Annotated in this window: 9 protein-coding genes, 2 pseudogenes and 1 riboswitch; of the genes and pseudogenes, 3 read left to right on the forward strand and 8 right to left on the reverse strand. The window is 71.1% G+C overall.

Annotated features, from left to right (window positions below):
* Entirely contained in the window at window positions 1–522 is a 522-nt protein-coding gene (locus ACN27F_RS14665) for a GNAT family N-acetyltransferase (protein ID WP_421434008.1), read from the forward strand.
* A 104-nt stretch (window positions 523–626) separates the two neighbouring features.
* Here ACN27F_RS14665 and paaN read toward each other — a convergent pair whose 3' ends face one another.
* The 5 genes from paaN to ACN27F_RS14690 form a co-directional block, all read right to left on the reverse strand.
* Window positions 627–2,303 (reverse strand): phenylacetic acid degradation protein PaaN, encoded by a 1,677-nt coding sequence (gene paaN / locus ACN27F_RS14670; protein ID WP_421434010.1) that lies wholly within the window; start codon window positions 2,301–2,303, stop codon window positions 627–629.
* Window positions 2,304–2,338: 35 nt separating this feature from the next.
* Window positions 2,339–3,352 (reverse strand): GNAT family N-acetyltransferase, encoded by a 1,014-nt coding sequence (locus ACN27F_RS14675; RefSeq protein WP_421434012.1) that lies wholly within the window; start codon window positions 3,350–3,352, stop codon window positions 2,339–2,341.
* 339 nt (window positions 3,353–3,691) lie between these two features.
* Entirely contained in the window at window positions 3,692–5,017 is a 1,326-nt protein-coding gene (thrC, locus tag ACN27F_RS14680) for a threonine synthase (protein WP_421434013.1), read from the reverse strand.
* Between the two features lie 11 nt (window positions 5,018–5,028).
* Window positions 5,029–5,164, reverse strand: a riboswitch (SAM riboswitch).
* 98 nt (window positions 5,165–5,262) lie between these two features.
* The gene (locus ACN27F_RS14685) at window positions 5,263–5,985 is read right to left on the reverse strand and encodes an inositol monophosphatase family protein (protein WP_421434014.1); all 723 of its coding nucleotides are present in this window, start codon (window positions 5,983–5,985) and stop codon (window positions 5,263–5,265) included.
* Window positions 5,986–6,045: 60 nt separating this feature from the next.
* Window positions 6,046–6,306, reverse strand: coding sequence for a hypothetical protein (locus tag ACN27F_RS14690; protein WP_421434015.1), 261 nt, complete (start codon window positions 6,304–6,306; stop codon window positions 6,046–6,048).
* Between the two features lie 245 nt (window positions 6,307–6,551).
* Between ACN27F_RS14690 and ACN27F_RS14695 the strand changes: the two genes are divergently transcribed.
* Together ACN27F_RS14695 and ACN27F_RS14700 are read left to right on the forward strand one after the other, a co-directional pair.
* Entirely contained in the window at window positions 6,552–7,517 is a 966-nt protein-coding gene (locus ACN27F_RS14695) for an endonuclease domain-containing protein (RefSeq protein WP_421434017.1), read from the forward strand.
* A 93-nt stretch (window positions 7,518–7,610) separates the two neighbouring features.
* Entirely contained in the window at window positions 7,611–8,441 is an 831-nt protein-coding gene (locus ACN27F_RS14700) for a DUF817 domain-containing protein (RefSeq protein ID WP_421434019.1), read from the forward strand.
* Window positions 8,442–8,448: 7 nt separating this feature from the next.
* Here the strand turns inward: ACN27F_RS14700 and ACN27F_RS14705 are convergent, their stop codons facing one another.
* The 3 genes and pseudogenes from ACN27F_RS14705 to ACN27F_RS14715 form a co-directional block, all read right to left on the reverse strand.
* On the reverse strand, window positions 8,449–9,345 hold the full coding sequence (locus ACN27F_RS14705; RefSeq protein WP_421434021.1) for an ABC transporter permease: 897 nt from the start codon (window positions 9,343–9,345) through the stop codon (window positions 8,449–8,451).
* A pseudogene (locus ACN27F_RS14710) lies at window positions 9,345–10,259 on the reverse strand (ABC transporter ATP-binding protein); the annotation flags it as partial. The pseudogene ACN27F_RS14710 and the gene ACN27F_RS14705, both read right to left, overlap by 1 nt.
* A gap of 65 nt (window positions 10,260–10,324) precedes the next feature.
* Window positions 10,325–12,101, reverse strand: a pseudogene (locus ACN27F_RS14715) (alpha/beta fold hydrolase); the annotation flags it as partial.
* Window positions 12,102–12,327 lie beyond the last annotated feature (226 nt).

A 12,327-nucleotide genomic window follows, 5' to 3' on the forward strand; every position in this document is an offset into this window, starting at 1 on the left:
ATGACTCAGCTCAGCGGCGGGACCACGGTCGTCCGGCGGGTCCAGTTGGCCGACGCCGCCCGGATGCGGGCGCTGCGACTGGAGATGCTCGCGGACTCGCCGCTGGCGTTCATCGAGCGGCTCGCCGATGCCGCGGCCCGACCGCACGACGAGTACGCCCGGCGGGTCGCGCAGGCCGCCACCGGCCGGTACCTGGCGCAGTTCGTCGCCGAGGAACCCGGAGGACGGCTGGTGGCACATGCCGGCGGACACGAGGCACGTGACGATCCGGCCACGACGGTGCTGTTCGCCATCTACATCAGCCCACCGTGGCGCGGCCAGGGCCTGCTCCCGGCCCTGATCGACGCGGTCGGCGCCTGGTCACGATCGGTCAACCGGCCCAGGCTGCTGCTGGAGGTGGTTGTCGGCAACGACCGTGCGGTGCGGGCGTACTCCCGGCTCGGCTTCGTCGACACCGGGGCACGGCTGCCGCACCCCAGCGTGCCCACGCTCACCGAGTTGCAGATGCGCCGCGCGGCCTGACCGGCCGCCCCGATCGCCGGCCGGTCGAGGTGGCACCCGGGCGGTCGCGGACGCGGTCCGCTCGCTGTCCCGCTGAACGCGGCGCCGCCAACCGGCGGACCCGGTCAGACGTGCCGGCGGGACTGGACGATCCGGAACCGTCCGGCGACGTACGCGCCGTCGGTCAGTGCCGCGTTGGCGGCCGGGTTGGCACCGCTGGCGTGGAAGTCGGAGAAGGCCGCCGACTGGTTGACGAACACACCGCCGGTCAGGTTCGCCGACAGGTGCACTCCGACGTCCAGCGCCGCCGCCTCGACATCGGCCAGCACCTGCTCGTCGGTGCTGTAGACGCCGGCGGTGAGGGCGCCACAGCCACCGACCGTACGCCGGAAGATCTCCACGCTCTGTGCCGTCGACGCGGTGACGACCACGAACGTGATCGGGCCGAACCACTCCCGGCCGTAGACGTCGTCGGCGGCCGAGTCCAGCTTGACCAGCAGCGGGGTACGGACCGTCGCGTCCGGGTACGCCGGGTGGGTCAGTTCCCGCGATTCGAGCACCGGCTCGCCCAGCTTGGCCGCTTCGGCGAGCCGGGACAGCACGCCGTCGTTGACGATCGCCCCGGTCACCTCGACCGCCCGGGCCGGGTCGCCGGTCATCTTGCCGAGCGCGGCACCGATCCCGTCGGCGACCTCGTCGAGGCTCTTGTGGCCCTGGTCGGTGTCGATGCCGCCGGCCGGTACCAGCAGGTTCTGCGGTGTCGTGCACATCTGGCCGCTGTAGAGGGCGAGGGAGAACGCCAGGTTGCGGCACATACCGGCGAAGTCGTCGGTGGAGTCCACGATGACCGTGTTGACCCCGGCCTTCTCGGTGTAGACGCTCGCCTGCCGGGCGTTCGCCTCCAGCCAGTCGCCGTACTCGGTCGACCCGGTGAAGTCGATGATCCGCACCTCGGGCCGCTCGGCCAGGACGGTGGCCAGTCGGTCTTGCGGTGCCTCGGCGGCGAGCTGCACCAGGTTGGCGTCGAAGCCGGCCTCGGCCAGCACCTGCCGGGCGTAGCGGACGGTGATCGCCAGCGGCAGCACCGCGCCGGGGTGCGGCTTGACCAGCACCGGATTGCCGGTGACCAGCGAGGCGAACAGTCCCGGGTAGGAGTTCCAGGTCGGGAAGGTGTTGCAGCCGATGACCAGGGCGACGCCGCGCGGTACGACGTGGAACGTCTTGGTCATCCGCAGCGGTTCGCCGCGTCCGGCGGCCTTCTCCCAGGTCGCGGTGTGCGGGTGGCGGGTCATCTCGGCGTACGCGTAGGCGATCGCCTCCAGCGCCCGGTCCAGCGCGTGTGTGGCACCGGCCTGGAACGCCATCACGAACGCCTGGCCGGTGGTGAACTGCACCGCGTTGGCGAGCTCGAAGCTGTGCGCGTGCAGCCGGGCCAGGATCTCCAGGCAGACTCCGGCGCGGGTCTCGGCACCGGCGTCGCGCCAAGCGGGCATCGCCGCCTGTGCGGCGGCGATCAGCGGATCGGCGGCGGCGCGTGGATACCGTACGCCCAGATCGACACCGAACGGGCTACGTTCAGTGGCGATCGGGTCGCCACCGGTGGCGACCTGGCCCAAGGGGAAGTCCTGGCCGAGGTAGGCCTGGAAGGCGGCCTGGCCGTCGGCGGCGGCGTGTTCGCCGTACACCCGAGGGCTGGGTGATTCGGGGTACGCGGACCAGTAGTCCCGTTCGGTGATCGCGGTCAGCGCCCGGGCCAGGGTGTCGGCGTGGGTGGCGTACAGCGGGTGCGGGGTCTCCGTCATGCCGCCCATCATGCCGGACCGACCGGGCCGGGCGGCTAGAGCGACTGCTGCCAGTTCTGCCAGCAGTCGACCGCCCGGTACCCGATCGCCTCGTTGATCGCGATCATGTGCTGGTTGCTGTCGGCGTTCCAGGTGTCGATGACCCGCAGCGCCGGTTCGTGCCGCAGCGCCCGCCGCAGGTTCTCGATCTTGACGATCGTCCCCAGTCGGTGGCCACGATGGTCCGGATCGACGATGGTGATCTGCTGGTACGCGTGCCAGCCCGGCTCGGCCTGCAGCGTGATGGTGGTCCAGGCCACGATCCGCCCGCTGGCCAGATGCCGGGTCGCCGCGTGGTAGCTGCGGGTGTCCGCCGCCTCCCGGGCCAGATCGACCTCGTGGATCCGCTCGGCGTCGACCTGCTCCGGCTCCCACTCCAGGTCGCCCATTGGCGAGTCGGTGACCATCCGCCCGTCGAGGTAGGCGAGGTCGTCGCGGTATCCGACCGGACAGACCCCGACCCAGGTGACCAGTTCGTAGCCGGGCGCACGCCGCCAGCCGTCGGCGAGCATCGCGTCGAGCGCAGGCTGGTCCACGGTGTCGATGTCGAGCCGCCGGCGCACGTCGACCAGGGCCGACTTGGCGCCCATCGCGTGTGCGAAGGCGGTGGGCGACGGGTCGCGGACCACCCCGCCGGGCAGGGTGTCGCACGAATGGCCCATCAGCCGGGTCCGGCCTTGCGCGCGGGCTCGGTCGACCGTGTACGCGTACAGCGCCCGACCGACGCCGCGACGTCGGTGTTCCGGCCGGATCTGGATGTCCACCCCGACGTTGTCCAGGTTGTCGAGCAGCGGAAACTCGATGGTGGCCAGTCCCATGGGTACGCCGTCCACACTGGCCAACGCGGCCTCGTGCCGTACGCTGCGCCGAGGATGCCGCAGCAGCGCCCCGAACCACGGCCGGGACGCCGGTGGCATGTCCGGGGCGAAGGTCGCCGCCTGCCTGATCTGGAACGCCTGCTCGAATGCGCTCGGATCGCCCGGATCCAGCGGGGTGATGGTGAGGTCCATGCCGTCGAGGGTGACGGGGTCAGGCCGCCCGCGCGACCGATTTATCGGCGACGTCGATCAGGACCGCCGTCTTGGTCGGGAGGGGCGCTCGCACGACGCCTCCGGCGCCGCTGGTCGTTGGGACCCAAAGTGAGATCGTTGCCAAGCTCTGTCGGGGCCCTTACGGCGAGTCGCCCTCCCGCACGGAGCATCCTGCGCTGTGCAAGTGCAGTCGTCAAGACCCTGCAGGTGTGTTTTCTCAACCTATGGCAAAAGTGCGACTACGGAACGCACACAACGCATCGGCTGACCGGTGGATGCGTGTCGACCGGTTCAGATGATGTAACGCTGGTAGGAAGGTCAGCCAAGCAGACCGGCTTCGCGAACCGAACGCAACGACGGCTTGACACGGTGCGTCGGTCCGACCTGGCCGGCAACGGCGTCGATCGTCTTCAAACCCTCACCCGTGTTGTAGACGACCGTCTCGGCGGCCGGGTCGAGCCGCCCACTGTCGACCAACTTCTTGAGTACGGCGACCGTCACTCCGCCGGCCGTCTCGGCGAAGACGCCGGTGGTCCGGGCGAGCAGCCGGATCCCGGCCCTGATCTCGTCGTCGTCGGCGTAGTCCATCCAGCCGCCGGTCCGGCGGACCGCCTCGATGGCGTACAGCCCGGCGGCCGGGTCGCCGATGTTCAGCGACTTGGCGATCCCGGTCGGCTTGACCGGGACGATGGTGTCGGTGCCGGCGTGCAGTGCGGTGGCGATCGGATTGCACCCGGCCGACTGCGCGCCGAACACCCGCCAGCCGTTCGCCGGTGCCTCGACCAGGCCGATCTCCACCAGTTCGGTGAACGCCTTGTCCACCTTGGTCAGCAGCTCACCGCTGGCCATCGGGATGACCACCTGCTCGGGAATTCGCCAACCCAGCTGCTCGGCCACCTCGTAGCCGAGCGTCTTGGATCCCTCGGCGTAGTAGGGCCGCACGTTGACGTTGACGAACGCGGTGTCCTCGAACTCGTCGGTCTCGGTCAACTCGCTGCACAGCCGGTTCACGTCGTCGTACGAACCGTCGATCGCGACCAACTCGCCGCCGTACACGGCGGTCGTCACGATCTTGCCGGGCTCCAGGTCACCGGGGATGAAGACGATCGACGGTACGCCGGCTCGCGCGGCGTGCGCCGCGACCGAGTTGGCCAGGTTGCCCGTCGAGGCACAGGCGAAGCGGGAGAATCCGAGCGTACGGGCGGCGGTGAGGGCGACCGAGACGACCCGGTCCTTGAACGAATGGGTGGGGTTGGCGCTGTCGTCCTTCACCCACAGCGGCGCCCGCAGGCCCACCTCCTGCGCCAGCGCGTCGGCGCAGACAAGCGGGGTGAGCCCCGGATCCAGGCTGACCCGGGTGGCCGGGTCCTGACCGGCGGGCAGCAGCGGCGCGTACCGCCAGATGTTGGCCGGGCCGGCTTCGATGTCGGCCCGGGTGACGCGGGCGATGGCCGCCGGGTCGTACGCGACCTCCAGCGGCCCGAAACACTCGAAACAGGCATGCTGTGCGGCGAGCGGGTAGTCGGCACCGCAGCCGCGGCAGATCAGGGCGCGTGCCGGACTGGCCGGGCCGGAGCCGCCGCCCTGGGCAGCAGCGCCGGCGGCGTGCGTCGTGCTGGTGGTTGCGTCGATCAGCGACGTCATATGAGGCCGTCCTCTCATCTTTCCCTGCGCCGCGCGGTGCGGTGGGGACGGAATTGGCACCTGCCGCGCGTGGCCTCTGCATCGGGTCATGCGGGGTGGTTGCCGGAGCTTCGTCGGGCCGTGTCCCTCTGCTCCTCTGGATGAGTTATGTAGTTGTTTCCGGCCAGTGTACGGGCGGGCGGCCGGGCGAGCATCCGCCGATCCCAGGGTGTGAGCAAACCCGCACCCCCTGCTGCCGCCCGACCTCAGGCTGCGGTGCGCAGGGCTGCCGTGCGTAGCGCCGTGTCGACGATCGCGAGCACCTTGTCGAGGATCTGCGGCGAGCCGTCGACGTCGACGACAGCGGCACCCGCCTCTCGGGCGATGAGCGTGCCCGCAGCCGTGTCCCACGGCTTGTTCGACAGCGCGATCGCCACGTCGGCCCGGCCCTCGGCCACCCAGACCAGGTCGACCGCGGCCGAGCCGAGCATCCGAACTCTCAACGTGGTACGCGCGATGCCCTCGGCGAGGGCGAACCGGGCGGCGTTGCTTCGCTCGGCGTCCGCGCCGACCGCGTAGTCGCCCAGGTTGACCAGCGCGTCGGACAACTGCGCCGCACCCCGGATCCGGATGGGGCGGCCGTCGCACCACGCGCCGCCGCCGACGGTCGCGCTGTATCGGCTGGACAGGAAGGGCAGCTCGACCACGCCGAGCACCGGGCGCTGGTCACTGACCAGACCCAGGGACACCCCGCACAGCGGTACGGTGTGCGCGAAGTTCACCGTGCCGTCGATCGGATCCAGCACCGTCTCCTCGGCGAGGAACGCCCGCAGGTCCCGGTCGCCCTTGCCGGCCAGGTGGCCGGGATCGCGGGTACGCATCAGCTCGGCACCGCGGCCCGTGGCCGCCACCGCGATCGTGAGCAGATCGTCGAGCGAGTCGCGCAGCACGGCGTGGACCGGCTCGGACGGCTCAGGGTCAGCAGCCATGCGACCAGCCTAGGCCGGCACGGCGGTGACCGGACGATCGGGCTTTGGGGCGTGTGCTGGTCAGACGCTGCCCGCGTACCCACGACTGGACTCGACCGCACTCTGAGCGAGCGCAGCTGCCTCAGCCAACTTCTGTTTCGCCTGCTCCAGCTTTGCCAGCGTCTCGGCCACCTGCGCATGACTCGACCCGCTGGTGATCCCCCGCAACGCGGCACCGCTCGCGCTCAACGCGTCCGCGCTCGCCCGGATCGCCCCCACCTGCCGGCCCACCTGGTCGCCGAACCGGGCAACCCCCGCCTTGACCTCTTCGACCGTGCTCACTCGGGAATCCTCCCCATCGGACTTTCACCAGTCGTCCCGACGCTATCTGATACCGGCCACCCGCCATTCACCGAACCGGCGGTAGCCAGATCCACGCCGAGTGGAGCGCTGTTGACGTCATTCTTCAAATTTGACGTCGAGCGCGCTCCACTCGGGTACCCGGCGGGCCGGATGAACAGTCGGATCGGCGACGCAACGGGCGTACGGGGCAGTGCACGGCGACGCCGGGCGGGCACGCTGGGCCGATGTCCCGCCCGGCCACGGTGCCACCCGAGTTGAGCTTCGCTCCGTTCTCCGGCAGCCGGGCGGTTGCCGCTGGTCTGCTCACCTGGCGGATGCTCAGCGGCCCCACCTGGCGCCGGCTGCTGCCCGACGTCTACGTGCACGCCGCCGCCGTCGATCCCGCCGACCATCGGATGTGGTGTGCCGCAGTGGCGGTGCGGCTGCCACCGGGCGCGGCGATTCACGGCGTCAGCGCCGCGTACCTGTGGGGAGTCGATCTGCTGCCCAGAAACAACCGTGCGCATGCGCGGGTACAGGTCACGGTCCCTCTCGGCGCCCGACCCAGAGCGCACCCCCGGATCGCGTACGCCCGCGGTGTGCTCGACGAAGACGACCGGACCTCGTTGACCGGGCTGCCGCTGACCACCGAGGTCCGGACCGCCTTCGACCTGGGCCGGTCGCTGCCGCACGCCGAGGCGCTCGGCGCCGTCGACATGCTGCTACATCGCCGGCTGTTGAGGCGTGACGACATCACGGCGTACGTGGACACGCACCCTGGCTGGCGCGGGATACGGCAGTTACGAGAAATCGTCGCGCTCGCCGAACCGGCGAGCGCGTCGCCGATGGAGAGCCGGCTACGGCTGCTGCTGTACGACGCCGGATTGCCCCGGCCGACCCCGCAACACGAGGTACGCGTGGTTCAGCGTGATCGCCGGGACGTCGCTGCGCCGGAGCACGCGAACCTCGTGTCGCGAGGACGGTTCGTCGCTCGGGTCGACCTGGCGTACCCGCAGTGGCGGATCGCCATCGAGTACGAGGGTGACCACCACCGGGACCGGGGCACGTTCCGTAAGGACGTGCACCGCTACAACGAGCTGCGCGCCGCCGGCTGGTTGGTGCTGCGGTTCACCGCCGACGACGTCCTGCGACGCAGCGGACACCTCGTGCGGCAGGTCCGGCAGGCGATCGCCGAACGCGCCGGACGGTGAGCCGGTGAGCCGGGCGGCCGGGCCGGGCCGCCGGGCGGGGCGGCCGGGTGGGGGGCGAGCGCGGCCGGCACCGCGTACGCGACCATGGCTGGCATGACGACGGCGGTGTGGGTACGGGCGGACCTGCGGCGACGCGCCGCCATGCTGCTTCGGTTCGGCTGGATCGAGGCGCAGTCGTGCGGCTTCGCGGTCGCCGTCCTCGCCTGCCTCGCGCTGACCTCGGTCGTCCCGCTGCCTGTTCCCCGCTACGACGTGCTGCTGGCCTGTATGGTGGCGCTGACCATCGGCATGTGGCTGCTCGGCTGGGAGACCGGCCGGGAGGTCGCCGTCATCGCCGGATTCCATCTGGTCGGGCTCGGTCTGGAGCTGTTCAAGGTCAGAATCGGCTCCTGGTCGTACCCGGAGGACGCGCTGACCAAGGTCGGTGGGGTGCCGCTCTACGCCGGGTTCATGTACGCCGCCGTCGGCTCGTACATCTGTCAGGCGTGGCGTCGATTCGACCTGAGAGTGACAGGCTACCGCGCACTCACCGTCACCGGGCTGGCCGTCGCCGTGTACGCCAACTTCTTCGCCCACCACTTCCTGCCCGACGCACGCTGGGTGCTGGCCGCGCTGCTGCTGATCACGCTCCGGCGTACCTGGGTGTTCTTCACCGTCGGCGACGCCCGGCTGCGGATGCCGCTGGCCCTCGCCTTCGTGCTGATCGGCTTCTTCCTGTGGGTCGCGGAGAACGCCGCGACCTTCCTCGGCGCGTGGACCTACCCGGACCAGCAGCACGTCTGGACGTTCGTCCACGCCAGCAAGTTCGGTTCCTGGTCGCTGCTGGTGACTCTGTCGTTCGTGCTGGTCGCGACGGTCAAGGCGACTGAAGGCCGACTGTACGGCGACCTCCCCCGCCCGACCGTCACTCCCGAATCCGACTGACCGCCACCTACGACGTCACGTCCTTGCGGGTGAAGCGCCAGAAGGCCAGGCAGAGGAAGACCGTGGCGTAGGCCAACGCCGAGATGCATCCGCGCACGATGTCGTCGGTCTGCGTCGGCGTGGACAGCAGGCCCAGCCAGGCGGTGCTGAAGTGGGTCGGCAGAAAGTCGCGCAGCACCCCGAGCGCGGTGATCTGGTCGAGGATGCTGGACAGGATCCACAGCAGCACCGCCCCGCCGACCGCGCCCAGCGCCGCGTCCGTCGACACCGACAGCAGGAACGCCAGCGAGGCCACGATCAGCAGCACCATCGCCAGGTAGCCGACGATGCCGAGCAGCCGCAGCACACCTTCGCCGGCCGGGATCTCGGCGGCCACCGTCGAGCGCAGCGGCGACCAGCCGTACCGCAGCGTGCCGACGGCCAGTGCGGTCGCCGCGAGCAGCACGATCGCCAGCCCCGAGTACGCCAGTGCGGCGAGCAGCTTCACGACCAGCAGCCGGGTCCGGGGCACCGGCACGGCCAGCAGATAGCGCAGGCTTCCCCAGCTCGCCTCGCTGGCCACCGTGTCGCCGCAGAACAACGCCACCGCCACCACCAGCAGGAACGTCGACGACACGAAGATGGTGAACAGGGCGAAGTTGAGTCCGCCCGAGGTGGCCAGCTCGACCAGGCTGCCGAACTCACCGCCGCCGTTGTCACCCTCAGGGTCGTCGTCGAACTCGAAGGCGACCAGCACGATCAGCGGCAGCAGCACCATGAAGCCGAGCGTCAACTGCGTGCGCCGGCGGGCCGCCTGCCGGCGTACCTCCGCCCAGAACGGCAGGGTGGCGCGGGCCCGGTAGCCGGCCGCGGCACCCGAACGGTCGGCCTCGGGCGTAACCACTCCGGATGACGTACCGGCCATCAGCGGTCCCCGCTTCCCCGTGAATGCTCGCCCACCAGGGCGAGGAAGGCGTCCTCCAGCCGGCGACGCGGCACCACCCGGTCCACCGCCACCCCGGCCCGCACCAACTCGGCGACGACCTCGCTGCGTGCGGTGCCGTCGACGTCGACGACCAGACCTGTGCCTTCGGCGGTGACGGTACGTACCCCGGGCAGCCGGTCCAACACCGCTTCGGCGGCGGCGACGTCGGAGACGTCGAACTGCACGCTCGGCGAGTCACCGACGATGTCGTCGACCGGCCCGGCCGCCACGATCCGGCCCTTGTTGACCACCACCGCGTGGGTGCAGGTCTGCTCCACCTCGGCCAGCAGGTGGCTGGAGACCAGCACCGCGCGCCCACCGGTGGCGTACCGTTTCAGCACCCGGCGCATCTCGGCGATCTGCGGCGGATCGAGGCCGTCGGTCGGCTCGTCGAGCACCAGCAGCTCGGGTAGACCGAGCATGGCCTGGGCGATGGCCAGCCGCTGGCGCATGCCGTGGCTGTAGTTGCGGATCCTGCGGTGCACCGAGTCTCCCAGACCCGCGATCCGCAGCGCCTCGTCGAAATGGGCGTCCGATATCGGGCGGCCGGTGGCCCGCCAGTACGCGCGCAGGTTGTCGATGCCGGACAGATGCGGCAGGAAGCCGGGTCCTTCGACGAGTGAGCCGATCCGGGACAGCACCGGCGAGCCGGGCACCAACCGGTGACCGAACACCAGGATCTCCCCGGCGGTCGGCTGGGTCAGTCCCATCAGCACGCGCAGGGTCGTGGTCTTGCCGGCACCGTTGGGCCCGAGCAGGCCGACGACCTGGCCGCGCTCGACGGTGAAGTCGACCCGTTCGACGGCGACGAACCCGTCGGCGTACTCTTTGCGCAGGTCGCGCACGACGAGCGGGGTCTGCTCGTGCTCGGCGACCACCGAGTGGTCCACCCGCCGCTGCCGTAACCGCACGGCGACGATGACGACGATCAGCCCGACGACGATCGCGGCGACCAGACCGACGAGCACCCACCGCCACAGCGTCGCCGAGGTGGCGATCGGTTCGCCGGCCACCTCCGGCAGGGTCACCGGAGTGCCGTCACCGCCGCCGACCGCACCGACACCGACCGCACCCGTGCCGATCGCCACCGTGTAGACGGTCGGTTCGACCGGGGTGGCGTACGCCTGGTCCGAGGTGGCGACGACGATCCGCAGCCGGTTGCCGGTCTCGAACCGGTGCACGATGGCCGGCAAGGTCACCTGCACCGGTCGCGCGTCGGCGATGTCGGCCGGCAGGTCCGTCAGCCGCACCGGCGCGACCAGCCCGCTGGGCAGGTTCATCGTGCCGTCCGGATCGACGTCGTAGAGCTTCACGAACAGCACCGCCTCGCCGCTGGGGGACGCCGCCCGGATCGACACGGTCGGCGCGCCGACCACGTCGACCGGTTCGGCCAACGGTGCCGAGTCGAATCGGCTGTGCTGACCGGGCAGTTCGCTGGCGATGCTGCCGCTGAGCAGGCTGGTCAGCCCGCCGCCGAACGGCAGCGAGGAGATGGCCGCCGGGTTGCCACCCGGTGGGTTGGCGACCTGTTGCGGCGGGCCCGTGACGGTGACGGCGACGGCGCCGTCCGGGGCAGTGCCGTCGATGCCGGGATAGTCGGTGATCCGGTATCCGGTGGCGACCAGGCCACGGTCCATCGCGTCGAAGCCGGCGATCCGCGACCAGGTGAAGCTGCCGCCCGGCGCGCCGCCGTCCCCGGCCACGTAATGGTCGAGCCATCCGGCGGTGAGGAACTTGACCCGGTCCTGGTCGGATTGAGGTCCGGCACCGCCGTCGTGGCCGCCGGTGAACCACGCCACCCGGACCGGGGTGCCGTTCGCCGCGATACCGCGTGCGTTCGCGTCGGCCTCGGCCAGGGTGAAGAGGGTGTCCGCACTGCCCTGGATCAGCAGCGTCGGGGCGGTGATCCGGCCCAGCACCCGGTCAGGGCTGGACCGGTCGAACAGTTCCACCGCCTCCGCGCTGGCCCGGCCGGCGGTGGCGATCTGCAGGTACGCGGCGCAGACATCGGCGGCGAACCGCCCGCATGCCGGGCCGACCACCGGCGACATGCCGGTCACGCCCGGTGGTGTCGTCGCCGGATCAGGCCGCCCGCCGTTTGACGGCGGCGCACCGTCCGGCAGCGGCGCACCGTTGATCGCCGGGTCGCCGAGGCCGGCGGCGGTGGCACCACCGCTGCCGAAGAAGACCCCGGCCCAGCCCTTCTTGAACACCCCGTCGGCCGGGCCGGCGCCGGTGGCCTCGGGCAGAAACGACCGGGCCAGATCGTTCCAGGTCATCATCGGCACGATCGCGTCGACCCGGTCGTCCTGGGCGGCCAGCAACAGGGCCAGTGCGCCGCCGTACGAGCCACCGACCACTCCGACCTGCGGATCCCCGGCAGCGTCGGTACGCACCTCGGGCCGCCCGGCCAACCAGTCGAGCAACCGTTGCGCGTCACGTACCTCGTGGTCGCGGCTGTTGAGGTGGATCTGGCCGCCGCTGGCACCGAAACCGCGCGCCGTGTAGGCCAGCACCGCGTACCCGAGTCCGGCCAGTTCCTCGGCGTCGGCGGCCACGGTCCGTTTGCTGCCACCGAAGCCGTGGGCGAGCAGCACCGCCGGCACCGGGCCGGCCGCCGACACCGACTTGGGCAGGTAGAACGTGGTGTCCAGGTCGACCGGCTGGTCGCCGTCCGGGCCGGAGCGCACCGTGATGGTCTGCTCGGTGGTGGTGTACGGCACCGACTCCGGCCAGACCGCCCAGGTGACCACCCCGGCGACCATGGCAAGGGCGAGCACCCCGCCGGCCAGCCGCCGTCGGGAGGGCAGCGGGAGGGCACGGCGCACCCGTACGGACATCGGAGTCGGCATGTGCCACACGGTACGGCGCACGATCGGCCCGTACCTGTGAACCCTCTCAGCGGGCGTGCGACGGATAGTC

This window comes from Solwaraspora sp. WMMB335 (genome assembly GCF_049179075.1).
In the GTDB taxonomy this organism is placed as follows: Bacteria; Actinomycetota; Actinomycetes; order Mycobacteriales; family Micromonosporaceae; genus Micromonospora_E.

Coding starts and splice junctions, on each gene's coding strand:
- ACN27F_RS14685 (WP_421434014.1), bottom strand. CDS start 5,985: ATGGCTGCTGACCCTGAGCCGTCCGAGCCGGTCCACGCCGTGCTGCGC.
- ACN27F_RS14675 (WP_421434012.1), bottom strand. CDS start 3,352: ATGGACCTCACCATCACCCCGCTGGATCCGGGCGATCCGAGCGCATTC.
- ACN27F_RS14705 (WP_421434021.1), bottom strand. CDS start 9,345: ATGGCCGGTACGTCATCCGGAGTGGTTACGCCCGAGGCCGACCGTTCG.
- ACN27F_RS14695 (WP_421434017.1), top strand. CDS start 6,552: ATGTCCCGCCCGGCCACGGTGCCACCCGAGTTGAGCTTCGCTCCGTTC.
- ACN27F_RS14700 (WP_421434019.1), top strand. CDS start 7,611: ATGACGACGGCGGTGTGGGTACGGGCGGACCTGCGGCGACGCGCCGCC.
- ACN27F_RS14665 (WP_421434008.1), top strand. CDS start 1: ATGACTCAGCTCAGCGGCGGGACCACGGTCGTCCGGCGGGTCCAGTTG.
- thrC (WP_421434013.1), bottom strand. CDS start 5,017: ATGACGTCGCTGATCGACGCAACCACCAGCACGACGCACGCCGCCGGC.
- paaN (WP_421434010.1), bottom strand. CDS start 2,303: ATGACGGAGACCCCGCACCCGCTGTACGCCACCCACGCCGACACCCTG.